This is a genomic window from Specibacter sp. BI4, assembly GCF_056680095.1.
The window spans coordinates 1,690,260-1,713,970 of sequence record NZ_CM155265.1; the positions used below are offsets into that span (position 1 = coordinate 1,690,260).

The 23,711-nt window shown below is 64.0% G+C and carries 21 protein-coding genes; 14 read left to right on the plus strand and 7 right to left on the minus strand.

What is annotated here, in order from left to right; translation table 11 throughout:
• Nucleotides 1-59: 59 nt before the first annotated feature.
• The 9 genes from AC1L6K_RS07825 to AC1L6K_RS07865 all read left to right on the plus strand — a co-directional run bounded on the left by AC1L6K_RS07825 (nucleotide 60) and on the right by AC1L6K_RS07865 (nucleotide 8,986).
• On the plus strand, nucleotides 60-602 hold the full coding sequence (locus AC1L6K_RS07825) for a gluconokinase (protein WP_480952140.1): 543 nt from the start codon (nucleotides 60-62) through the stop codon (nucleotides 600-602).
• 65 nt (nucleotides 603-667) lie between these two features.
• Complete coding sequence (soxR, locus tag AC1L6K_RS07830; RefSeq protein WP_480952141.1) at nucleotides 668-1,096, plus strand: redox-sensitive transcriptional activator SoxR; 429 nt, start codon at nucleotides 668-670, stop codon at nucleotides 1,094-1,096.
• A gap of 177 nt (nucleotides 1,097-1,273) precedes the next feature.
• Nucleotides 1,274-1,810, plus strand: a complete 537-nt coding sequence (locus tag AC1L6K_RS07835; protein ID WP_480952142.1) for a flavin reductase family protein — start codon at nucleotides 1,274-1,276, stop codon at nucleotides 1,808-1,810.
• Between the two features lie 373 nt (nucleotides 1,811-2,183).
• On the plus strand, nucleotides 2,184-3,530 hold the full coding sequence (locus AC1L6K_RS07840; protein WP_480952143.1) for a hemolysin family protein: 1,347 nt from the start codon (nucleotides 2,184-2,186) through the stop codon (nucleotides 3,528-3,530).
• On the plus strand, nucleotides 3,527-4,585 hold the full coding sequence (locus AC1L6K_RS07845) for a hemolysin family protein (protein ID WP_480952144.1): 1,059 nt from the start codon (nucleotides 3,527-3,529) through the stop codon (nucleotides 4,583-4,585). Before AC1L6K_RS07840 ends, AC1L6K_RS07845 begins: the two co-directional genes overlap by 4 nt.
• A 76-nt stretch (nucleotides 4,586-4,661) precedes the next feature.
• The gene (locus AC1L6K_RS07850) at nucleotides 4,662-5,591 is read left to right on the plus strand and encodes a metal ABC transporter solute-binding protein, Zn/Mn family (RefSeq protein WP_480952145.1); all 930 of its coding nucleotides are present in this window, start codon (nucleotides 4,662-4,664) and stop codon (nucleotides 5,589-5,591) included.
• On the plus strand, nucleotides 5,588-6,493 hold the full coding sequence (locus AC1L6K_RS07855) for a metal ABC transporter ATP-binding protein (RefSeq protein ID WP_480952146.1): 906 nt from the start codon (nucleotides 5,588-5,590) through the stop codon (nucleotides 6,491-6,493). The genes AC1L6K_RS07850 and AC1L6K_RS07855 overlap by 4 nt, the downstream gene beginning before the upstream one ends.
• Complete coding sequence (locus AC1L6K_RS07860; RefSeq protein WP_480952147.1) at nucleotides 6,490-7,371, plus strand: metal ABC transporter permease; 882 nt, start codon at nucleotides 6,490-6,492, stop codon at nucleotides 7,369-7,371. The genes AC1L6K_RS07855 and AC1L6K_RS07860 overlap by 4 nt, the downstream gene beginning before the upstream one ends.
• A 124-nt stretch (nucleotides 7,372-7,495) precedes the next feature.
• Complete coding sequence (locus tag AC1L6K_RS07865) at nucleotides 7,496-8,986, plus strand: lipase maturation factor family protein (protein ID WP_480952148.1); 1,491 nt, start codon at nucleotides 7,496-7,498, stop codon at nucleotides 8,984-8,986.
• Between the two features lie 9 nt (nucleotides 8,987-8,995).
• Here AC1L6K_RS07865 and AC1L6K_RS07870 read toward each other — a convergent pair whose 3' ends face one another.
• Nucleotides 8,996-9,406 (minus strand): Fur family transcriptional regulator, encoded by a 411-nt coding sequence (locus AC1L6K_RS07870; RefSeq protein ID WP_480952149.1) that lies wholly within the window; start codon nucleotides 9,404-9,406, stop codon nucleotides 8,996-8,998.
• Nucleotides 9,407-9,522: 116 nt separating this feature from the next.
• Here AC1L6K_RS07870 and AC1L6K_RS07875 point away from each other — a divergent pair, with 116 nt between their 5' ends.
• Complete coding sequence (locus tag AC1L6K_RS07875; protein ID WP_480952150.1) at nucleotides 9,523-10,179, plus strand: MBL fold metallo-hydrolase; 657 nt, start codon at nucleotides 9,523-9,525, stop codon at nucleotides 10,177-10,179.
• 26 nt (nucleotides 10,180-10,205) lie between these two features.
• Here AC1L6K_RS07875 and AC1L6K_RS07880 read toward each other — a convergent pair whose 3' ends face one another.
• Nucleotides 10,206-11,864, minus strand: coding sequence for a PucR family transcriptional regulator (locus AC1L6K_RS07880; protein ID WP_480952151.1), 1,659 nt, complete (start codon nucleotides 11,862-11,864; stop codon nucleotides 10,206-10,208).
• Between the two features lie 122 nt (nucleotides 11,865-11,986).
• Here AC1L6K_RS07880 and AC1L6K_RS07885 point away from each other — a divergent pair, with 122 nt between their 5' ends.
• Both AC1L6K_RS07885 and AC1L6K_RS07890 read left to right on the plus strand, forming a co-directional pair.
• Nucleotides 11,987-13,474 carry a CoA-acylating methylmalonate-semialdehyde dehydrogenase gene (locus AC1L6K_RS07885; protein WP_480952152.1) on the plus strand — a complete coding sequence of 496 codons (1,488 nt, stop codon included), beginning with the start codon at nucleotides 11,987-11,989 and terminating at the stop codon, nucleotides 13,472-13,474.
• A 35-nt stretch (nucleotides 13,475-13,509) separates the two neighbouring features.
• Nucleotides 13,510-14,901, plus strand: coding sequence for an aminotransferase class III-fold pyridoxal phosphate-dependent enzyme (locus AC1L6K_RS07890; RefSeq protein ID WP_480952153.1), 1,392 nt, complete (start codon nucleotides 13,510-13,512; stop codon nucleotides 14,899-14,901).
• 82 nt (nucleotides 14,902-14,983) lie between these two features.
• Here the strand turns inward: AC1L6K_RS07890 and AC1L6K_RS07895 are convergent, their stop codons facing one another.
• Complete coding sequence (locus tag AC1L6K_RS07895) at nucleotides 14,984-16,144, minus strand: 3-isopropylmalate dehydrogenase (protein WP_480952154.1); 1,161 nt, start codon at nucleotides 16,142-16,144, stop codon at nucleotides 14,984-14,986.
• 127 nt (nucleotides 16,145-16,271) lie between these two features.
• On the opposite strand from AC1L6K_RS07895, the gene AC1L6K_RS07900 reads away from it, so the two are divergent.
• On the plus strand, nucleotides 16,272-17,765 hold the full coding sequence (locus AC1L6K_RS07900) for an aldehyde dehydrogenase family protein (protein ID WP_480952155.1): 1,494 nt from the start codon (nucleotides 16,272-16,274) through the stop codon (nucleotides 17,763-17,765).
• Nucleotides 17,766-17,798: 33 nt separating this feature from the next.
• Nucleotides 17,799-18,587 carry an SDR family NAD(P)-dependent oxidoreductase gene (locus AC1L6K_RS07905; RefSeq protein ID WP_480952156.1) on the plus strand — a complete coding sequence of 263 codons (789 nt, stop codon included), beginning with the start codon at nucleotides 17,799-17,801 and terminating at the stop codon, nucleotides 18,585-18,587.
• Here the strand turns inward: AC1L6K_RS07905 and AC1L6K_RS07910 are convergent.
• Genes AC1L6K_RS07910 through AC1L6K_RS07925 form a run of 4 tightly spaced genes read right to left on the minus strand, consistent with a single transcriptional unit; the run spans nucleotide 18,571 to nucleotide 23,622 of the window.
• A complete protein-coding gene (locus AC1L6K_RS07910) occupies nucleotides 18,571-19,989 on the minus strand; it encodes an amidase (protein WP_480952157.1) in 1,419 nt (472 codons plus the stop codon). The genes AC1L6K_RS07905 and AC1L6K_RS07910 overlap by 17 nt on opposite strands.
• 24 nt (nucleotides 19,990-20,013) lie before the next feature.
• On the minus strand, nucleotides 20,014-21,807 hold the full coding sequence (locus AC1L6K_RS07915; RefSeq protein WP_480952158.1) for a dipeptide ABC transporter ATP-binding protein: 1,794 nt from the start codon (nucleotides 21,805-21,807) through the stop codon (nucleotides 20,014-20,016).
• Nucleotides 21,804-22,664 (minus strand): ABC transporter permease, encoded by an 861-nt coding sequence (locus AC1L6K_RS07920; RefSeq protein WP_480952159.1) that lies wholly within the window; start codon nucleotides 22,662-22,664, stop codon nucleotides 21,804-21,806. Before AC1L6K_RS07920 ends, AC1L6K_RS07915 begins: the two co-directional genes overlap by 4 nt.
• Before the next feature lie 10 nt (nucleotides 22,665-22,674).
• Nucleotides 22,675-23,622 carry an ABC transporter permease gene (locus AC1L6K_RS07925; RefSeq protein WP_480952160.1) on the minus strand — a complete coding sequence of 316 codons (948 nt, stop codon included), beginning with the start codon at nucleotides 23,620-23,622 and terminating at the stop codon, nucleotides 22,675-22,677.
• Nucleotides 23,623-23,711 lie beyond the last annotated feature (89 nt).

Consider the following 23,711-nt stretch of genomic DNA (forward strand, 5'->3'; position numbering starts at 1 on the left):
ATGTCGGCCCACAACGCCCAATAACGTGATCTGTGTCAACCTTTGATATACAAGTAAGTATGGAAAACTCGCAGTCTGCCGCTGAATTTGTTGCCCCGGCCCCCCAGGTCATTGTCATGGGAGTGTCCGGCTCGGGCAAAAGTACGATTGGCGCCCTGGTTGCCGACGCCATGGACATCCCCTTCCTGGACGGTGATTCCCTGCACCCCCTGGCCAACATCCGCAAGATGGCAGACGGCGTGGCGCTGACAGATGAGGACAGGTGGCCGTGGCTGGAGATCGTCGGCGACGAATTGGCCGGTGCGTCCGCCAAGGGCATGGTGATTGCGTGTTCGGCCCTGAAGCGCCGCTACCGCGACGTGATCCGCGCCAAGGCGCCCGCCACAATCTTCCTGCACCTGGACGGCTCCCTGGAAGTTCTTGGCTCACGTCTGGAGGGCCGCTCGGGCCACTTCATGCCGCCGGCCCTGCTGGCCTCCCAGCTGGCTGCCCTGGAACCTCTCGAAGCCGACGAACAAGCAGTTGTCATTGACATTGCCGCCAGCATCACCTCAATCCTGGTGGAGGCGCAGGCAGGCATCAAGCATGTCCTCGAGCGGTGAGCACCCGGTCCCTGGGGAAATGACGCACGACGCCGGGCACCCACCCCCTGCGCGCGGACGAGGAGTTGAGCGTCGGCCAGGTCGCGCAGCGCGGCGGAGTCAGCGTTTCGGCCCTGCATTTCTATGAACGGCAGGGGCTGATCTTCAGCACCCGCACGGCCGGCAACCAGCGCCGCTTCCAGCGGTCTGTGCTGCGCCGGGTGGCAGTGGTCAGGGCCGCCCAGCAGGCAGGCATCCCCTTGTCCCTGGTTGCCACTGTGTTCCAGCAACTGCCGGACCATGGGGTGCCGACGCAGACCGATTGGCAGCGCCTCTCGGAACATTGGCACAGCGAGCTGACGGCCCGCATCGCAGCCCTGGAACAACTGCGGGGAAGCTTGGGTGGCTGCATCGGCTGCGGCTGCCTGTCCCTGGCCGAATGTGGTTTCGTCAATCCCGATGACCAGGTTGCCGGGAAGGGCCCCGGCGCCCGCGCCTTCGACGGATCGGTGTAGCGCCCGCCGCGCCTTGGCTGGCGGCAGCGGCAAGGGAGACCCGAACCGAAACCCGGGCACGGCCCGGATGTGAGTGGTGTCATGGCCGCCCAACTTGACCTGAACTATAGTTGAGGTTCTAGAGTCACAGGGAGATCTTGCCGTTGGGGCCGGACCTGCCGAGAGGAATTAGTGGTCATGACAGTGAAGCTCCACACAGCCAGCCTGACGAGCACAGCCAGCCTGTCAAGTGATTTCAAGGCGGCCTTTGGCGGGCATCCGGCCGGAGTCTCAATCATCACCGCCGAGTCAGCAACCGGCCCCGTGGGCATCACGGCCTCCTCCGTGGCATCGGTGTCGGCCGACCCGCCACTGCTGGCCTTCTCGCTCGCTGCCTCGAGCGGTTCCGCGGCCGCGATCGCGGTTGCCGACTCGGTGGTGGTGCACCTGCTGACCATGGGTGACCTGGAGCTGGCAAGGACCTTCGCCACGTCAGCCACCGAACGGTTCACCGGCTCCATGGTGTGGACCCGGCTGGAAACCGGCGAACCGCTGCTCATGCACGGGGGCTATGCCCTGCGCTGCAAGATCCTGAGCCGCACCCCCGCCGGCGGGTCGTTGCTGCTGGCTGCCGAAGTCGAGGAAATTATCGTCCCGGACACGGCAGGGGAGCCCATGGTTTACCACAGCCGGGCGTTCCATTGGCTGGGCGACCACAGCGTCCTGCCCGGTTAGCCAGGCGATGCCCGGTGCCCCGGGCTGGGTGCGCTGGCACTCAGGTACGTCCCAGCAAGTTCCCAGCAACTGTTCATGCGTGCTTCACCACGGACTTCATGGAGGCAGGGGCGTGCTGGGGTAGACTTGAAATCCTATGGAAATTAAATCTAGGAGCCGGCGCAACGGCTTGCAGGACACACAAGTGACCTCCTGCAATCGCGTTGACAATGCCGGCAAACCTCGCACCAGCGCCCACAGTTCCGCAACCCCTGCCGCGATGCCGGCTGCAACACCGGAAGCGGCCGGCCCCGGCGCCGACCACCCTCCGCCGGCGGCCTACCCCCGCACCAGCGCCGCCACATGCCGCGCAGCTGGCAGGGGGGAGCTGTAAATGGAGTGGATACTCTTGGCAGCAGGCCTGCTGCTCATCCTAGGCACAGGATTCTTTGTTGCCGTTGAATTTTCCCTTGTCGCACTTGACCAATCCACTGTCCAGCGCGCCGTGAATGACGGGGACAAGGCTGCCCAGCCACTGCTGCGCTGCCTGAAGTCCCTGTCCACGCAGCTTTCGAGCTGCCAGCTGGGCATCACCTTGACCACGCTGCTGACAGGTTTCCTGATGGAACCGTCCCTGGGCGTGCTGCTGGCTGCACCGCTGGGTGCCGTCGGAGTCCCGGCGCTCGCAGTCTCCGGCGTTGCACTTGCCCTGGCCATGCTGATCGCCACCCTCCTGTCCATGCTGATTGGCGAGTTGGTGCCGAAGAACATGGCCATCGCCAAGTCCTTTGAAATTGGCAAGGCAGTGGCCAGGCCGCAGCTGGTCTTCACCGCCGTGTTCAAGCCCGCCATCGTGGTCCTGAATGGTTTCTCCAACAAGGTCCTGAACCTTTTCGGCATGGAGGCGAAGGAGGAAATCTCCGGAGCACGATCCCCGGCCGAGCTGGCCTCGCTGGTCCGCCGCTCGGCAGCCATGGGCACGCTGGATGTTGCCACCGCCACCTTCGTGGCACGCACCCTGAGCTTTTCCCAGCGCACGGCCGCAGATGTCATGACCCCGCGCATGCGGGTTGAAACCATTGAAAGCACCAAATCCGTCGATGAGATCATCGACGTGGCCAGGCGCACCGGCTATTCCAGGTTCCCTGTCATCGGTGAATCGGCCGACCAGATCCTTGGTGTTGTGCACCTGAAAAAGGCCGTCTCCATTCCGTTTCACAAACGCTCGGACATCGAAGTGGGCGCCATCATGACCGACGTGTTGCGCGTCCCTGAAACCCTCCACCTCGATGCCTTGATTCTTGAACTGCGTGAAGGAAACCTCCAGATGGCCGTTGTCCAGGACGAATACGGCGGCACTGCCGGAGTAACGACGCTTGAAGACCTCGTCGAGGAAATCGTAGGCGAAGTCTCCGACGAGCACGACAGGGTCAAACCCGGCATCCTCCTGGCAGCCGACGGCACCTGGTACTTCCCGGGCCTCATGCGCCCTGACGAAGTCTCCGAACGCATTGGCCCGCTCGATGTCCCCGATGAGGCCGGCTACGAAACTGTTGGCGGCTTCATGATGGCCGAACTGGGCCGCATTGCCGTGGCTGGCGACACTGTCGCCGTGAAAGGCGGCCTGCTGGTTGTTGACAGGGTCGAACGACGCCGGATAGACAGGATCCACTTTATTGCGGCGCCTTCCCCCGGGCCCAGTGAAACGGATGGGGCTGCCGCGGCAGGTGGTTCGCTGTGAGCCCCTGGGCCGGAATTGCCTGGCTGGTCGTGCTTTTGTTCGGCAACGCCTTCTTTGTCGCCGCAGAGTTTGCCGTCATGACTGCGCGGCGCAGCCAGATTGAACCGTTGGCGGACGCCGGCTCAAAACGGGCCAAGATCACCCTTGGTGCCATGGAGAACGTGTCCTTGATGCTGGCCTGCTCGCAGTTGGGCATCACTGTGTGTTCGCTGCTGATCCTGAATGTCTCCGAGCCTGCCATCCACCACCTGCTGGCCGCGCCGCTGCATGCCGTCGGCGTACAGGACAATGTTGCGGCGCCCGTTGCCTTTGTGGTCACGTTGGCCCTGGTGACGTTCCTGCACGTGACCTTTGGCGAAATGGTGCCGAAGAACATGAGTGTGTCGGCAGCGGACAAGGCTGCGCTCCTGCTGGCCCCGCCGCTCGTGCTCGTCGGCAAGGTGGTGCGCCCCGTCATCGTGGCGTTGAACTGGACGGCGAACCACATTGTGCGCCTGTTTGGCATTGTCCCGCAGGACGAGGTGTCCTCCAGCTTCACCTTGGAAGAGGTGCAGTCGATTGTGGAGGAATCCACGCGCAGCGGACTGGTGGACGACCAGACCGGGCTGATCACGGGAGCGTTGGAGTTCTCCTCCCAAACGGCCCGGGGCATCATGGTGCCGCTGGCTGATCTGGTGACCCTGTCTGCCGACGCCACACCCGTTGACTTTGAGCACAAGGTGGGCAAGACCGGGTTCTCACGGTTCGTCTTCACCGATGCCGAAGGGGCCCTTCTGGGCTACCTGCACCTGAAGGACGTGCTGCGAATCCCCGTTGAGCGCTACCAACTGCCGATCGGCGAGAGCCGTGTCCGCTCCATGGTGAACCTGCAGGCCAATGAGGAGATTGAGGATGTGCTGGCCACCATGCAGCGCACAGGATCCCACATGGCACGCGTCATCGACGGGAACGAACAAACCATGGGTGTGCTGTTCCTTGAGGACGTGATCGAGCAGCTGGTCGGTGAGATCCGTGACGCCACACAGACCCACGTCCAGGAGCGCAGGAAGGCTTGATGCGAACGATTCCCAATATGGGTTATGCTTGTTGTTATTAGTAACAGTTCTCATTAGCATCGCCTGAAGGAATCACATGTCTCAAACCCGCCGCTCACTGCTTCTGCTGGGTGCAACCCTGGCCGCCTCACTCTCATTGGGGGCCTGCACTGGCGGCGGGGGAGGGGCAGGCACCAGCCCGGCGGAGGATGGCACGGTGTCTGTCGTGGCCACCACGAATGTCTACGCAGACATTGCCCAGGCAGTGGGCGGGGACCACGTCAGCGTGCACGCCATCATCTCCAACGCCAATGCCGACCCCCATGGCTACGAAGCCAATGCCCAGGACAAGTTGGCCGTGTCGAAGGCCCGGATCGGCATTGCCAACGGCGGCGGCTACGACGACTTCTTCACCCAACTGGCCAAGGGCCAGCTGGAAAGCGCCGAGATCGTCAATGTCAGCGAGCTCTCCGGCCTGGACACGGGTGCGGACTTCAACGAGCACGTCTGGTATTCACTTCCCACCATGTCCAAGCTCGCCGACGACCTGGCCGCCCGATTCACCGCAGCCCTGCCGGCAGAGGCGGCCGGCTTCACCACCCAGGCCGACGCATTCAAGGCAAAGTTGCAGGACCTTGAAACCCGTCTGGCTGAGCTAAAAAAGTCCCATGACGGCGCCGCCGTGGCCGTCACCGAGCCTGTCCCGATGTACCTGCTCGAGGAGGCCGGACTGGACAACAAGACACCGGCCAAATTCACCGAAGCCGTTGAAAACGGCGCGGACGTTCCTGCCGCGACGGTGGCTGCAACGCTCGCACTCGTGGCATCCGGAGACCTTGCACTGGTGGCGTACAACCAGCAGACCGAGGGGCCGCAAACCAAGGAAATCAAGGCAGCCGCCGAGAGCGCGGGCGTGCCGGTCGTGAATTTCGAGGAGACCCTGCCGGCCGACACCAGCTACCTGGACTGGATGCTTGGTAATGTTGCTAACTTGGAACAAGGACTAAACACTGTGACAGGCAAATGACCGGGCCGGCTCCGGCCGTCATCACGCTCAAGCGCGCCACCTTGAAATACGGGACGCGAACACTTTGGCAGGACCTCAACCTGGAGGTGCGCCGGGGCGAATTTCTTGCCGTCCTGGGTGCAAACGGCAGCGGAAAGACCAGCTTCCTGAAGATCCTGCTGGGCCTGGCACCGCTGAGTTCCGGACAGCTGGCGGTCGACGGCGCACCCGCCAAGCGCGGCAACCGCACCATCGGCTACGTCCCCCAGCAAAAGAATTTTGCCGCCGACACCGCACTGCGCGCCCGCGACCTGGTGGGGCTTGGCATTGACGGTGACAAATGGGGCTTCCGCATCCGCAGCGGGGCGTACCGCAAGCGGGTGGATGAACTGTTGGAAATGGTCGGGGCCACAAGCTACGGGCGCATCCCCGTGGGAATGCTCTCCGGCGGTGAGCAGCAAAGGCTGCGGATCGCGCAGGCCATGGCCGCCAACCCCAAGGTGCTGCTGTGCGACGAACCTCTGCTCTCCCTCGACATGCACCACCAAAAGGCCGTGAGCGCCCTGGTGGGCCAACAAGCCAAGGCGAACGGGACCGCCGTCGTCTTCGTTACGCATGAAATCAACCCGATCCTGGAGCACGTGGACAGGGTGCTCTATCTGGCCGGGGGGCGGTTCACGCTGGGCACGCCCGAGGAGGTCATGCGCTCGGAAGTGTTGTCCAAGCTGTACGGGAGCCGGGTTGAGGTGCTCAATATCGACGGCCGGCTGGTCGTGGTGGGGCGCCCGGATTCGGTGGTTGACGGGCATGAACACGCCGAAGCCAGCCACGCAGCGCACGCATACACGGCAGACGGGCTGCCCGGCCATGACCGGGAGGCCGCACCCATTATTGGCGGCACACACAGACAGGAAGTCTCATGAACTGGCCGGACATCAGCGGCGCAGTCCTCAATTTTTCCAACTACGGTGAGCTGCTGCCACTGTTCCGGGACACCTTGCTGGCAGGTGCCATCCTGGGTGTCGTTGGCGGGCTGATTGGCACGTTTGTCATGATGCGCGACCTTGCCTTTGCGGTGCACGGCATTGCCGAGCTCTCCTTTGCCGGGGCGGCCTTTGCGCTGCTGATCGGCGCCGACGTCATCTTCGGGTCCCTGGTTGGGTCAATCTTCGCCGCGCTGCTGCTGGGCGTAATGGGGGTGCGGGCCCGGGAGAAAAATTCCGTCATTGGGGTCATCATGCCCTTTGGCCTGGGCCTGGGCATCTTGTTCCTGTCCCTGTACGAGGGCCGCTCAGCCAACAAGTTCGGCCTGCTGACGGGCCAGATTGTCTCGGTTGATTCAACCCAGCTCTCAGTTCTGGCAGGCACCGCACTCGTGGTTGTGGCCGGGCTGGCGTTGATTTGGCGGCCGCTGACATTTGCCAGCGCCGACCCCGACATTGCCACGGCGCGCGGGGTGCCCGTACGGACGCTGTCGCTGGCCTTCATGTTCCTGTTGGGCATCGCCGTTGCCTTGTCCATCCAGGTGGTCGGGGCGCTGCTGGTGCTGGCACTGTTGATCACCCCGGCCGCCGCCGCCCTGCAGGTGACGGCGGCTCCGCGCGTGGTCGTGCTGCTCAGCGTGGCCTTTGCGATGGTCTCAACCGTCGGCGGCATCATGCTGGCACTCGGTGGCAGCATCCCGATCAGCCCCTATGTGACAACCTTGTCATTCGTGATTTACCTGATCTGCCGTGTGGCCGGGTCATGGCGCAGACGCCGCGGCTGGTCCGCGCGGCCGGCCGTGGCTGCCGCAGCTTAACGGCCCAATCAGCCGGCGCACCGTTGCGGCTGAAAATTGCGCAGCTTTAAAAGCAGCCTTGCGCAGAGGGCTGCGCCAAATCCGGTGTTGGCGGTGCGCGCAGGCAAGGGTCTAGCGTTGATGCATGGACTGGTTCAGCGGCGGCTGGTTGGGCACCGACTGGTGGGGTACGACTTGGCTGGGCACCGCCGACTACGACGTTGCGCGCTTTGTGCTGCAGCGGGGCATCGCCGCCGTCTACGTGCTTGCGTTCGTTTCCAGCGCGCTGCAATTCCCCGCGCTGCTGGGGGAGCGCGGACTGCTTCCCGTGCCGCGGTATCTTGGCCGCATCCCGCGCACGCCCGGCCCCACCTTGTTCCGCCGGCACTATTCGGACGCGCTGCTGCGCACTGTCGCCTGGACGGGGGCGGCACTGGGAGCGGCAGTGGTTCTCGGACTGCCCCAACGCGGTCCGGCCTGGCTGCCGATGCTCGCGTTCCTGGCCATGTGGCTGCTGTACATGTCGATAGTGAATGTTGGGCAGGTCTTTTACGGCTTTGGCTGGGAAATCCTGCTGCTTGAGGCAGGATTCCTAGCCGCCTTCCTCGGCTCAGATCAAACCACGACGCCGGTCATCACGCTCTGGCTGTTCCGCTGGCTGGTGTTTCGGCTTGAGTTTGGCGCCGGCATGATCAAGATGCGTGGCGACAGGGTGTGGCGCGACCTCACGGCGCTGTACTACCACCACGAGACCCAGCCGATGCCGAACCCGCTCAGCTGGTGGTTCCACCACCTGCCCAAACCGCTGCACAGGGTGGAGGTGCTGGGAAACCACTTTGCCCAGCTGGTGGTGCCGTTCCTGCTTTTTGCCCCGCAACCCGTCGCTGCCTGGGCGGCGGCGGTCGTGGTCGTGACGCAGTTGTGGCTTGTGCTTTCGGGCAACTTTGCCTGGCTCAACGCCCTCACGCTGGTGCTGGCTTTCTCCGCCGTGGGGGACAAAGCGGTGGATGTGGTTGTGCCGGGCAACGCAGTGGCGGCACTTTTTGGAAACCCCGCGGCAGCCGCCACCTTGCCGGGAGGGACCTGGGTGCCCGGCTCCCCGGACTGGTTCACCGCCGTCGTGCTGGGATTGGGCGTGCTGATGCTGGTGCTGAGCTGGCGGCCGCTGAGGAACTTGTTCTCTCCGAACCAGGCCATGAATGCCAGCTTCAACCGCTGGCGGCTGGGCAACGCCTATGGCGCCTTTGGTTCCATCACCCGGGAGCGGCTGGAGGTTGTCGTTGAGGGCTGGGACGGGACCGGCTGGCGCGAATATGGGTTCCGCGGGAAACCGGGCGACCCCGGCCGGATGCCACGGCAATTTGCGCCGTACCACCTGCGGCTTGACTGGATGATGTGGTTTCTGGCGCTGGGGCAGCCGGGCATGAACTGGTTCATGCCGTTTCTGCGGCAATTGCTGGCAGCGGACCCGGCGACGCTGAAGCTGCTGCGCCATGACCCCTTTAACGGGAGTCCGCCGCAACAGGTCCGGGCGCGTGTCTTCGCCTACCGGTATACGAGCTGGCGGGAATGGCGGGAGACCGGAAACTGGTGGGTGCGGGAGGCGCTGGGGGATTTGGTGCCGCCGATGGACTGACCCGCGGTGCTATTTCGCGGCTGAGCACTCCGGGCACAGGCCATAGATCTCCACCGTGTGCTGGACCTGGGTAAAACCGTTCTCCGCCGCGATGCGGGCTGCCCAGCTCTCCACGGCAGGCGCTTCCACCTCCACCGTTTTCCCGCAGTTGCGGCACAGCAGGTGGTGGTGGTGGCTCGTGGCGTTGCAGCGGCGGTAGACGGCTTCGCCCTCACCGTTGCGCAGCGTGTCCAGCAGGCCTTCCTCGGCCATGGAGGCCAGGATCCTGTACGTGGTGGCCAGGGAAACCCGGGTGCCTTGCTCGTGCAGCTTGCGGTGCAGTTCCTGCGTGCTGACAAAGTCATCCAGGGTGTCCATGGCGGCGCTGATTGCAACGCGCTGCTTGGTGACGCGCTGCTCCTTCACCGGGACATCTGACATCGTGCCAACTCATTTCCTCGTTGCTGGATTCAATCAACCAGCCTATCGCACCTGTGCGTGATCACCCGTGTTGGCACCCCATGGCCGGGCCCGGGATACAGGCATATGCTGGCAGCATGTTGCTCACAAAGTACACCCACGCCTGTGTCCGCCTCGAACAGGACGGGCGCGTGCTGGTTCTTGACCCGGGCGTGTTCTCGGAGTCGGCCACGGCCCTCGAGGGCGCCGGCGCCGTGCTGATCACGCATGAACACGCAGACCATTACGACGGCGATGCACTCACCACAGCCCTGGCGCAGTCGCCGGAGCTGGTCGTATACGCCCCGGCCGGCGTGGCCCGCGACTTGCGCGTGCGGGCGCCCGGGCACGACGGGCAGATTCTTGACGCCGCACCCGGGGACAGTTTCACGGCGGCAGGCTTCGCCGTGCAGTGCTTTGGCGGCCAGCACGCCGTCATCCACCCGACAATGCCCATTGTGGCCAATGTCGGATACCTGATTGACGACGACGTTTACCACCCGGGTGACGCGCTGACAGTCCCCGACGGGGTGAGCGTGGGCACGCTTTTGGTGCCGGTCCATGCGCCCTGGTCCAAGGTCTCCGAGGTGGTGGACTTTGTAGTGTCCGTCAGGGCCCCGCAGGCGTTCCAGATCCACGACGGGCTGCTCAATGAGCAGGGCCTGGCGTTCACGGAGTCCCACATCGCCAGGATCGGCGGGCGCCACGGCGTGACGTTCCGGCACCTGCACACGGGACAGTCGGTGGAAATCTAGCAGGCAAGCCGGCCTGGCGGCAGGGCCTACTGTTGTTCCCCGCGCAGGCGGTGGACCAGCAGCGCCACATGCAGTGAGGTGCGGGATTCAGCGTCGTCCAGCCGGGCGTTGAGCAGCTCTTCCAATTGGGCCAATCGGGCATACAGGGTTGGCCGGCTGAGATAGCCGCTGCGGGCCAGCGCGGCCTTGTTGCCGCCCGATTCAAGATACCTGCCCAGCAGGTCCAGGAGTCCTGAGCGGCCCTGTGCCTCGGCATCGAGGATGCCGGCAAGCTCTGATTCGGCGAACTGCTGAACGCGGGGATCAGTGCGCAGCAGGGCCAGCAGGCCCCTGAGCCTGACATCACCCGCCCGGTAAAAAGGATGGTTCGGCTCACGGAGGGTGGCAGCAGTCTCGGCCACATGCGCGGCCTCGGCCATGCCACCGGCGGCCGCCAGCAGCGTGTCCCGGAAGCGTCCGACGCCGATGGTCCACCGGGTGGCCCCCTCGACGGTGTGGGCGGCCAAGGCCTGGGCCAGCCGTTCCAGGGTGGCTTCCTCAAGCTGGCTGGCCGGCAACGCCAGAATCATGCCTACCGTGCCGGACTGGATGCTGGCCGTCAGGGCGCTGCCTGACATGGATTTGAGGATTTGGGACAGCAGCTCAAGCAGTTCACGCTCGGCCTGCTGGAGTGCCAACGGATCACCGTGGGCGGGCGCTTTCAGGGAGGGTGTGGTGGTGTCCGCTGTTGTGGTGACTGGTGTCGCACGAAAGGCAACGGGGACATAGAACGGCGAGCGTTTCAGCCCCAGCGACGCTGCGCGGGCGAGGGCTTCGCCCTCGCTGAGCCCGCGGGGGTTTCGCAGAATGTTGAACAGGCCTGCCTGTGCCTGCTGGGAGAGCTCACGCCTGTCGCGCTCGGCCAGACGGTTGATGGCCAGGGTCTGTGCGGCGCGTTCGAGCACCAAGGACGCTGCCAGGTCATCGGGCGTTGGCACCGGCACCACAAGGCGCCCCCACAATTGGTTCTGGACGCCGACGGGAACCAGCAACCATTCTTCAGCGCCGGCGCGGCCCGTTTTGGCGGGCGAAGGCGTTGTGCGTGAGCGCCGCTCCCAATCGTCGAGCAACTCGGAGATGTCCGCGTCCTGTGCTGCGTAAGCCAGCGCGAGGTGGTGGAGATCTTCCAGGACCACGGGTGCGCCAATCATTGTGGCGGCCTGTTCCACCACCTGTTGGGTTCCGGCGCTTTCCAGGCTCAGCTGGGTGAACGCCTCATGCACGTCGCGGGAGCGCTCAACCGTTTCCAACTGTTGTGCCACGATCATGCGGTGCACTGTCTCCGTGATCGCCACGAAGCGCACCGTGCGCTCGAGCACGATGACGGGAAACGGTGAATCATGGGCGGCTGCACGCAGGGTTTCCAGGCTGCGTCCGCGGTTGCCTGCGAGTTCCACGACAAGTCCGGCAGCCCCGGCATTGGCCAAAGAACCCAGATAACGCCTGGTCAGTCGGGGATCCTTTTCGAGCTCCAACCCGGTGGTTAGAACCAGTTCGCCTCCCGAGAGCAGATCTGTCACGTCCAAAAGTTCGCTGACGTGCACCCACCGCACAGGGGCGTCCAAGGCGGCCGTGCCACCAAGAACGGAGGGGCCGGCGTTTTGAACAATGCCGAGTTCAAGGATGGTGCGGACAGTGGGGAGCATTTACATAGTGTAAATCAGGGTGCCCATCTTATTACAGTGTGCTAATTATGCCCTGCCGTGAAGCGGGGAAGACTGGGAGCAACGGCACCACCTATCCGGCACCACCCATCAAAGGGGAAGCATTGAAGACGATCAAGCATTGGATCAACGGCGGCTACACATCGGCAGGGGAGCGCACCGCGCCGGTTACCAACCCGGCAACAGGCAAGGTCACTGCCGAGGTGGCCCTGGCCAGTGTGGAAGACGGCCACGCCGCAGTAGCCGCGGCCAAGGCAGCGTTCCCGGCATGGCGGGACACCTCGCTGACACGCCGCACCCAGATCCTGTTCTCCTTCCGCGAGTTGCTCAACGCCCGCAAGGGTGAGCTGGCCGCCATCATCACGGCCGAACACGGCAAGGTCTTTGACGATGCCTTGGGAGAAGTCAGCCGCGGATTGGAAGTGGTCGAGTTTGCCTGCGGCATGCCACACCTGATCAAGGGCAGCTACACGGAGAACGCCTCAACCCAGGTCGATATTCATTCCGTGCGGCAAGCGCTGGGCCCCGTGGCCATCATCAGCCCCTTCAATTTTCCGGCCATGGTCCCCATGTGGTTCTTCCCGCTGGCGATTGCCGCAGGCAATGCCGTGATCCTCAAGCCCAGCGAGAAAGTTCCGACGGCGGCCGGCTGGATGGCGGAGTTGTGGAAGGAAGCCGGGCTGCCGGACGGCGTGTTCAATGTCCTCCAGGGCGACAAGGTTGCCGTGGACACGTTGCTGACCCACCCCGACATCAAGGCGGTCTCCTTTGTTGGGTCAACGCCGATCGCGAAATATGTTTACGAAACAGCCACGGCCAATGGCAAGCGCGTCCAGGCTCTCGGCGGTGCGAAAAACCACATGGTCGTCCTGCCGGATGCCGATCTTGACCTTGCCGCCGACGCCGCCATCAACGCCGGATTCGGTTCGGCCGGTGAACGGTGCATGGCCATCTCGGCCCTCCTCGCCGTGGGCGGCATCGCCGATGAACTCGTCGCCAAGATCGCCCAACGCGCCAACGCCCTGCGCACCGGCGACGGGCTGCGCGGCTGTGACATGGGCCCGCTCGTCACCTCGACCCACCGGGACAAGGTGGCCGGTTACGTTGATGCCGGCGAAGAGGCCGGAGCCACGCTGGTGGTTGACGGGCGGACAGTCACCCCCGATGCTGAAGGCGACGGCTACTTTGTCGGCCCCACCCTGTTCGACAACGTCACCACCGACATGTCCATCTACCAGGATGAAATCTTTGGCCCGGTCTTGTCAGTCCTTCGGGTTGAGAGCTTCGATGCGGCACTGGCGATGATCAACGCAAACCCCTACGGCAATGGCACCGCTGTCTTCACGAACGACGGCGGGGCGGCCCGCCGCTTCCAGAACGAGGTTGAGGTTGGCATGGTTGGCATCAACGTCCCCGTCCCCGTGCCCATGGCCTACTACTCCTTTGGCGGCTGGAAGAATTCCCTGTTCGGGGACACGCATGCACATGGCAGCGAAGGGGTCAGCTTCTTTACCCGCGGCAAGGCAGTCACCACGCGTTGGGCAGACCCAAGCCACGGCGGCATCAACCTCGGCTTCCCCCAAAACGCCTGAACCACACCCCTTTCGTTAGAACATTGGAGACCGACATGACTTACACCCTGGCCAATGACGGCACACCCGCCGGCGTGCTCGAGGCCCCTGCAGTGGACGCGGCTGCCGCACGCAGGGCTTATGAGCTGGACCGCAAGCATGTTTTCCATTCCTGGTCGGCCCAGGATCTGCTGGACCCCATGGTCATTGCGGCCGCCCAGGGATCGTGGGTCTGGGACGGGGCTGGCAAGAAGTACCTGGACTTTTCCTCGCAGCTTGTCAACACCAATATCGGCCACCAGCACCCGGTCGTCGTGGCGGCGATCACCGCGCAGGCTGCCAAGCTGTGCACCGTCGCCCCCAGCCACGTTAATGAGGCCCGCTCCGAAGCCGCCCGGCTCATCACCGAACGCACCCCGGGGGAGCTGAACAAGATCTTCTTCACCAACGGTGGCGCCGACGCCAACGAACACGCCGCGCGCATGGCTCGATTGCACACCGGACGGCCCAAGGTGCTCTCGGCCTACCGTTCCTACCATGGCGGCACCGAGCTGGCGGTGAACATGACAGGTGACCCCAGGCGGTGGGCCAACGATTCCGCCAGCACCGGAACGGTGCATTTCTTCCCGCCCTACCTGTACCGGAGCAGCTTTCATGCAACAACGGAAGAGGAAGAGAGCCAGCGCGCCCTTGAACACCTCGAACAACTGATTGGGTTTGAAGGACCGGGAACCATTGCGGCCTTGATCCTGGAATCCATTCCCGGATCGGCGGGGATCTTCGTCCCGCCGGCCGGCTATATGCAGGGGGTGCGGGAGCTGTGCACCAAATACGGCATCATGTTCATTGCCGACGAGGTCATGACAGGATTCGGGCGCACCGGCAAGTGGTTTGCCGTTGACCACTTCGAGGTGGTCCCTGACTTGTTGACCTTCGCCAAGGGCGTCAACTCCGGCTATGTGCCTCTGGGCGGCGTAGCCATCAGCCCGGAAATCGCGGCCACGTTCGGCCAACGTGTCTATCCGGGCGGGCTGACTTATTCCGGCCACCCGCTGGCCACGGCCGCCGCCGTGGCCACCATCAATGTCATGGAATCCGAGGGCATGGTGGACCATGCAGCCGCCTTGGGTGCCGAGGTCATTGCCCCGGCACTGGCCGGCTTCGCCGAGCGTCACGCCTCTGTTGGTGAAGTCCGCGGGACGGGCGTCTTTTGGGCCATCGAACTCGTCAAGGACCGCGAAACCCGCGAGCCCCTAGCCCCGTACGGTGCATCCAGCCCGGAAATGAACCAGCTCATCGCGGCCTGCAAGGAACGCGGATTGCTGCCCTTCGCCAACTTCAACCGCATCCACGTGGTCCCGCCGTGCAACACCAGCAGGGAGGATGCCGCTGCGGGCCTGGCGATCCTCGATGAGGTGCTGGACATCGCTGACCGGCTGGTCTCCTAGCCTGGCGACAAACGCCTGCCCCGGGCGTCACCAACAGAGTTGGTGATGCCCGGGGCATTTTTCGTTGGCTGTTGGGTGATTCCTAGGCCGGTGCCGCGGCCTTGATTCCATCCATGACGGACATTCCCGCCAGCAGCGGTTCCCGTCCGGCAGCTATGTCGTTGAGGGCATCGGCTACATGCTGGCCGATCTCCTGCGTGTTTCCACCCATGTCCGGACCGCTTAACCCCTCCATGGTTCCCAGGACGGCGACTGTGGCGGACTCGATCGCGAGGGCGGCTTGATCTTCGCCAAGGTGGGCCAGGCACATGGCCAGTGACAGTATGGCGCCCGCGGGGTTGGCGTAGCCCTTGCCGGCAATATCGGGTGCAGATCCATGGATGGCCTCGAACATGCTCGGGGCACTGTGGTCAAGATTGAGATTGGCGCTCGAGGCAACGCCCAGGCCGCCCTGAATCACGGCACCAAGATCCGTGATGATGTCGCCAAAGAGATTGTCGGTGACAACGACATCGAAGCGTTCCGGGGCGATCGGCAGGTGGAAGCACATGGCGTCCACATGGACGTAGTCAGTTTCAACGTCAGGGTATCTGGCGGCCAGGTCATTCACTGTGTCCTGCCACAGCTTGCCAGCCTCGACAAGAATGTTCGTCTTGTGGCAAAGCGTCAGCTTCTTGCGGCGGGAGGAGGCCAGCCTGAACGCATAGTCCACAACCCGCTCAACGCCGGCACGGGTGTTCACCGATTCCTGAACGGCCACTGCGTTGGGTGTGCCGGCGTGGACGGTTGAGCCACGGCCAACGTAGGCGCCCTCGGTGTTCTCCCGCACGATCACCAGATCGCAGCGGTCCGGCGTCAGCTCGGCGATCGGCGTCTTGACACCGGGGTAGAGGCGAACCGGGCGGAGATTGACGGCTTGTGCAAAGACCTGGCGCATGGTCAGGATGAAACCGCGCTCCAATATTCCGGGGGACACCGAGGGGTCGCCCATGGAACCAAACAAGATTGCATCATTGGCCCGCAGCCTTTTCTCGATGGCGGGACTGAACAGCTCTCCGGTGGCCACATAGTGCTTCGCGCCGGCGGCAATGTGCTCACGTTCGGTGGTGAATCCAAAGGCCGCCTCGGCCGCGTCCAGCACGGTGAGTGCGCATTGGGTGACCTCCGGACCAATCCCATCGCCTGGCACGACAGCCAGGCGATAGTGCCGCCGGTTGTGCGCCAAATTCGTTTTGCCCGTCATATCCATTGCCTCCGCCATGTTTCGCTAGTAGTCTGCTTATGTTACTGGTAAGACCACTCGATGGCTAGGGTGTTTCCCGGCCTGCACCAACCCCTCGGCACCACTGCGGCGCTGGAAAGGACCTGCGATGACCATCGCCAACCCGTCTCTTGAACTTCTTGGTCAAAGCCTGCCCATCGGCGAGTTTGGCGTGCGGGCCACGGCGCAAACGGAGATTCGCTTTCCCTTCGACGGGTCCACCATTGGCAAGGCGCCCGTGGCAGACGCAGCCAGTGCCGCCCTGGCCATGTCCGAGGCCGCTGCCGCACTTCCCGCCATGGCGGCGGCAGGCACGGGCAAGCGACGTGCCCTCCTGATGGACATTCAAGAAAAATTGGCCGCACGGTCCGAGGAAATTGCGCGCATCCTGGTCTTGGAGACGGGCAAGCCAAGCGTCGACTGTGCCGTGGAGATGGCACGCTCGCTCACCACCTGGACGGCCGCTGCCGAGGAAGTGTCCCGGACAACGGGCGAGACCGTTCCCCTGGACCTGCAGCCACTGGGCGAAGGCATGCTGGGCTATTACACCCGCCGGCCGGCCGGCGTCGTGGTGGGAATAGCCGGCTTCAACTATCCGGTCCTGCTGGCCACCCACAAGATTGCCCCGGCACTGGCCGCCGGCTGCCCCATCGTTATCAAGCCCTCACCCGATACGCCGCTGGCGACGCTGCTGCTCGTGGATCTCATCCGTGACGTGCTGGCCGCCCATGACCTGCCCCGCGCCGCCGTGCAAATGGTCAATGGCGGAGTGGACGTGGGTGAGGTGCTCGTGGGTGACTCACGGGCCGCCGTCGTGTCCTTCACCGGCTCCGCGGCCGTGGGGCACCAGATCGCCCGTGCGGCCGCACCCCGAAAAACAGTTCTGGAACTGGGCTCCAACACGGGCCTGATCGTTGACAACGACGCTGACGTGGACGCCGCTGTCGACGCTGTGATCCGGGGTGGGTTCTATGCCAACGGGCAGGCGTGCATCTCCGTCCAGCGCGTAGTCCTGCTGGCCGGGATCGCAGAAGAATTCACAAACAAGCTTGCCGCCAGGATTCCGGAAGTTGTGGTGGGTGATCCCCGCGACCCGGCCACGCGCGTTGCCCCCGTCATCAACTCGGCAGCAGCGGCGCGGATTACGTCCTGGGTGGCCGAGGCGTTGGCCGGCGGAGCACGGATCGTAGCCTCGAACTCACCGGTGGGCAGCGGCCGGGACGCTTCAGCGGCAGAGTCGGAATCGCTGGTTTACCCGACGGTGCTCGCCAATGTGCCCCACTCCTCGCCGCTGTGGTGCGAGGAAATCTTTGGTCCCGTTGTGGCCCTGGAGACGGTCGACAGCATGGAGGAGGCGATCGAGCTGGTCAATGACTCCCGGTATGGGCTTCAGGCCTCCGTGTTCACCCGGTCCCTGAAATCCGCTTTTGCGGCCATCAACGGCTTGGACGTGGGCGGTGTGGTGGTCAACGAAATCCCCGGGTTCCGTTCCGACATCATGCCCTATGGAGGTGTGAAGGACTCGGGAGTCGGCCGGGAGGGCCCGCGCTGGGCCATCGAGGAATTCACGACCACCCGCATGGCCATGATCCGCCCGGCCTGATCCTTCAATTTCCGATCCGCACCGACCCGAGGAATGAATGTGAACCCAACGACCGACTACACCCAACTGTTCCGCCTGGATGGACGCCTTGCCATGGTCATCGGGGCCGGCAGCGGCATCGGCCGCGAAGCGAGCCTCGCCCTGGCGGCCCAGGGAGCCACCGTCATATGCGCCGACCGCAATGTTGCAGCTGCACAGGAAACGGCCGCACTAGCCGGCGGCGGTGCCACTGCCATTGACCTGGACGTCACCGACGTGGACGCCGTCACCGCAGCAGCCGCGGCGCACCCCGAGCTGGACGCCCTGGTATTCACGGCGGCCACGAATGTCCGCAAGCGCATAGCTGACTACTCGATGGAGGAATTTGACCGGGTCGTCAACCTCAACCTTCGGGCGTCCTTTGCCCTGATCCGGGCCTTCGCACCCCAGATGGCTGCCCGCGGCGGCGGCTCCATTACCGGCTTCTCCTCGATTCGGGCCTCCGTGGTTGAGCCCGGTCAGGGCGCCTATGCCGCCACGAAGGCGGGCCTGGTTCAGTTGATCCGCACGGCGGCTGCCGAGTTCGGCGAACAGGGCGTGCGGGTCAACGCCATCGCCCCGGGCGTCGTCGAGACTCCGCTGACGGCCCAGATCAAGGCGAACCCGGAGTGGTACAACGCCTACGCAAACAAGAGTGCATTGGGACGATGGTCCCGCCCGGAGGAGCTGGCCGGTGCCGTGGTCTACCTGGCCTCGGATGCGGCGAGTTTCGTGACCGGCTCGGTGTTGACCGTCGATGGCGGCTGGACCGCCATCGACGGACGGTTTACCCCGCCGGCTTAAGTTCCCGGTGCGAGGAGGCATGGGCCCAATCCGGGACCGCGTCTCCCCGCACCGTTTCAAACCACGCGGCCGCAGCCAAGACCTTGTCATCGGCACCCACCGGACCGGCCAGCTGCAGCCCGATCGTCCGGCCGTCGGCCATGAAGCCGCAGTTGACTGTCGCTGCAGGCTGTCCGGACATGTTGTAGGGCATGGCGAAGGAAATATGTGCCATGGGCAGATCGGGATCATCCACAGGCATGGGCTGCTCGGCGGCAAAGGCGGCCATCGGCGCCACGGGGGAGAGAACCAAGTCAAAGCCGGCCGTGGCGGCGATCGTCGCCTGCTGCACCTGGGCGAAGCGATGGTAGTGCTCCATGGTGGCGACGCCGTCGTAATCCTTGCCGCCTGAACACCAGCGGGCAATATAGGGCAGGACCTTCCCGCGCTGTTCCTCATCGAGTGCGCTGTAATCCGCCCAGGACCGCGTCCGCCAGAATGCGTCGATCCCGGCAAGCTGGGCCGGAGTCATGAACGGTGACAGCTCGACGACGCGGGCACCGGCCGCGGCAAAAAGTTCCGCCGCGTGTTGCACGGCTTCGGCGACCCCGGGATCGACGGCGGCGCCGGAACCGGCGTCCAGCTGCAACGCAACCCGCAGGCCGGCAGGGTTGGCAGGACCGGTGAACCAGTTCATCGCCGGGTAGGGGCGGGCGGAGTAATCGCGAATGTCGGGCCGTGCAATGAGGCTCATGAGGGTGGCGGCGTCCGCCGCCGTGCGGGCCAGGGGACCTGCTGCCCGGCCAAGATAGGGCACGTTGAGCGGGACCAGCCCGGCGCTGGGTTTTAACGTGGCCAGCCCTGACCAGGTCCCCGGCAACCGGATGGAGCCGCCAATGTCGGTGCCAACATGCAAGGGACCGTACCCGGCGGCGGCAGCGGCGCCGGCACCGGCGCTCGAGCCACCTGTTGTCAACAACGGGTCCAGCGCATTGCGGCTGATCCCGTGCAGGGACGAAACGCCCGAGGACAACATTCCCCAGTCGGGCATGGTGGTGGAACCAAGAATGACGATTCCAGCCTCCAACAACCTGTCGGTGACAGGTGCGTTCTCCGTCGCGACAGGTGGCTGTGGGATGGCCGTTCCTGACGGGACCGGCACGCCGATTCGGGTGATGTTCTCCTTGACTGTCGCCGGAACGCCGTCGAACGGAGAAAGCTGGGTGCCGGCCGCCCACCGCTTGGCCGAGGCCTCGGCATCACGGCGAACCTGGTCGGGTTCGTGGACGTAGAAGGCGTTGAGGACCGGTTCAAGGTCCGCGATGCGTGCCAGCAGCGATTCGGCAACCTCCTGCGGATCCAATCCCGAGGCATAAGCGGTGGAGAGTTCAAGCGCCGTGAAATCGTTTTCAGGCTGGTTCATGACGGTCCTTTTCTGTGGTGCTTGTTAGTCGTTCTGAAGCGCCAGGGACTCCCGGGCGAGCACCTCGGTGCGCAGATTCATGGAACTTGCCACGAGCTTTTGAGTGTAGGGGTGCTGCGGATTTTGGTAGACGCTTTCGGTGTCGCCGGCTTCGACAATCTCACCCTTGCGCATAACAACCACCCGATCACACAGGTGCCGCACCACAGCCAGGTCGTGGGAGACGAAGACGAGTGTCAGCTGGTACTGGTCCACCAGGTCCGCCAGCAGGTTGAGCACCTGAGCCCGGACGGAGACGTCCAAGGCGGACACGGGCTCGTCAGCCACCAGCACCCGGGGCCGGCAGATCAGTGCGCGGGCAATGGAGATGCGTTGGCGCTGACCGCCGGAGAACTGGTGCGGGTACCGCTCGAGGGTCTCCGGGCCAAGGCCCACTGCCTCAAGCATTGAGACAGCCATGTCACGCCTTTGCGCGGCCGTCTCCGTGCGGCCGGGGACCAATAATGGCTCGGTGATGATGTCAAGCACCCGCATACGGGGATTGAGGGAACCCATGGGGTCCTGGAACACAATCTGCAATTGCTGGCGCAACTGCACCAGACTCCGCTCGGCGGCGCCGGCCACCTCGTTCCCGGCCACAACGGCAGATCCGCTTGTTGGTTGGTCAAGCCCCGCCAGAATGCGCAGGAGGGTGGACTTTCCAGATCCGGACTCCCCGACAACGCCCAAGCGTTCGCCCGGCCGCACCACGAAGTTCACGTCCTTGAGTGCGTGCACCTCGGCGGCCTTGCCAAACAAGGACGTTCGATCGCGCCGGTAGGTGCGTGTCAGGTCCGTCGCGGCGATGACAGGAAGCACACCGTCCGTCTTCTGCTCCGGGGAGGGCCCGGCGTCGCCCTTTACGGTCTTGGCTGTCGCAGCCTTCGCAGCTGTCGCCGCCTTGGCTCGCTTCAGGGACTCTTCCGGGCTTGGCGGCACATACGCCGCGGCCGAGGTGACGGTGAACAGGCGCCCGTCATTGTCCTTGGCTTCCATGTCGCTGGCAGCGAGCAACCCCCGGGTATAGCTGTGCTGCGGCCGGGTGAAGATGTCCTCCGTGCGCCCTTCCTCGACCACGCTGCCATCATTCATGACCAAGACCCGCGTGCACATGTTGGCAACGACGGCGAGGTCGTGGGTGATGAACAGCAGGCCCGTGCCACGTTTCTGCACGGATTCCAAGACCAAGTCCAGGACTTGGCGCTGCACCGTGACATCCAGTGCCGTGGTGGGCTCATCGCACAGCAGCAGTGCAGGATCGTTGGCAAGGGCCATGGCCAGCATGACGCGTTGGCGCTGGCCGCCGGACAGTTGATGCGGGTAGGCGTGTGACGCCTCGGCGGGATCGGGCAGCTTGACGGCGGCCAGCATCTCGATGGCCTTGGCCTGTGCCTCCCGGCGGGATCCGGCGGTGTGGTGCACCGTCATGATCTCGGCAACCTGGGCGCCCACCCGCATGAGCGGATTCAGCGCGGTCAGGGGTTCCTGGAACACCATTGTCATGTCGCGGCCGCGGATTTTACGCATCGAGGCGTCAGTGGCACCGACAAAGTTGTGGCCGTGTCCGTCCAGATGCACGGCTCCGCTGGCCTGCAAACCTTCGGGCAACAAGCCCATGAGTGCCGTTGTGGTCAGTGACTTCCCGGAACCGGACTCGCCAATCAAGCCGATGCGTTCTCCACGGTCCATGGCAAACGAAACATCCCTGACCAGGCTGAAGGCGCCATAATTTACTGACAGATTTTCAACCGTGAGCAGCTTTGGTGCTGTGGTTGTCATGGGCGGTCTCCGTTCAGTTTGGGATCGAAGCGATCCCGCAGTCCATCACCCAACATATTGAAACCCATCACTGCCACCGCGATGGCCAAACCCGGCCAAACGGCCAGGAGGGGCAGGGTGCCAAAGAACTGTTGCGACTCCTGGAGCATGCGGCCCCAGCTTGGTACCGGCGGCGGTGTGCCCAGCCCAAGGAAGGACAATGCCGCCTCGGCCAGGACGGCCAGGGCAAATGTAACCGAACACTGCACCACCACCATGCCAACGATGTTGGGGAGAACATGCCGGCGCGCAATTCGAAGGGCCGGCTGGCTGGAGGCCCTGGCCGCCTGGACGTATTCGGTGCTCATGACCTGCAGCGTGCCGGACCGTGCCACACGGGCGAAGCCGGGAACGGAGCCAAGACCAATGGCGACCATGGCGGTTACAGTGCTGGCACCGAAGATGGCAGAAAACATGATGGCCAGCAGAAGCGCCGGGAAAGCCAACAAGATATCAGCGAAACGCATGGTGATTTCCTCGGTGGCACCGCGTTTCATGCCGGCCAGAATTCCCAGCGGGGTGCCCAAAAGTAGTGCGATTCCCACCGAAACCATGCCCACCAGGAGGGTGATGCGGGCACCGTAGAGGATGCTGGAGAAGACGTCCCGCCCATACCTGTCCGTGCCCATCAGGTGTGTAAGGCTCGGTCCCTGCAACCGGTCCAGCGGATAGGCCTGAACCGGGTCGAAGGGGGTCCATATATAAGAGAGCAAGGCGGAGGCAATCACCAGGCCCACCAATATTGCCCCCACGAGCATGGAGCCCCGCCACGGGCGGCGCCGCTTCACAGTGCTTGTAATCTTGACTTTCGTAGCCATGCAGATTCCCCTAAGCCGATTTCCGAATGCGCGGATCAAGGACCGTGTAGAACACGTCCACCAGCAAATTGATGACCAAGGTGATCCCCACCAACACCATGACCACGGATTGGACGGTGAGCAGGTCCCGGTTGCCAACGGCATCCAGCAACATGGAGCCCAGCCCGGGGATCACGAAGACCTTTTCGATGACGACGGCGCCAATGATCAAGGCGGCCAATTGGACCGAGGTGACTGTCAGGACAGGTATGGCGGCGTTCCGCAATCCATGCTTGAGCAGCGCGGCAAGGGGAGACAACCCCTTGGCCCGGGCGGTCCGCAAATAATCTTCGCTCATGACCTCCAGCACGGCCGAACGCACATATCGAGTCAGAATGGCGGCCTGGACCGAAGCCAGCGCCAGGACAGGCAGTGCCACCCGGGAGAGGAATTCGCCAAAGTCCTGCCCTGGCGGGGTCCAGCCGTTGGCAGGGAACCAACCCAAGTTAAGGGAAAACACGACCACGAGCAGGATGCCTGCGAGGAAGCCGGGAATGGCAATGGCAAGTTGGCTGACGGCACTGATGAGCGCGCCTGAGGCATTGCGGTGCTTGACAGCAGCCAATGTTCCCATCGGAATGGCAATGATCAAGGCCACCAGCATCGCCAGGATCACCAAAATCAGCGACACCTGCACACGGTCCGCAACCATCGGGCTGATGTTCTGGTGGGTGACATAGGAGGTGCCGAATTCACCAAATGGCAGGCCGCGAACCCACTCCAAATACTGCACTACCAGCGGACGATCCGTGCCGAATTCTGCACGGGTCTGTGCAAGGAGCTCCGGGCTGGCATTGACCCCCAGGGCAATCTGCGCAGGATCCCCCGGCACAGTACGCATAACAAAGAACACCAGCACCGTGGCCGCCACGAAGGTGGCCACGAACCTGGCCAGGTTGGTCACGATGCGCATCACCATGCCGGGCCTCCATCCAGTCGATCCAATGATTCATCCCCAAAGTCGGGCGCCGGGGCCCATCCAGTGGACAGGGCCCCGGCATTGCTGAT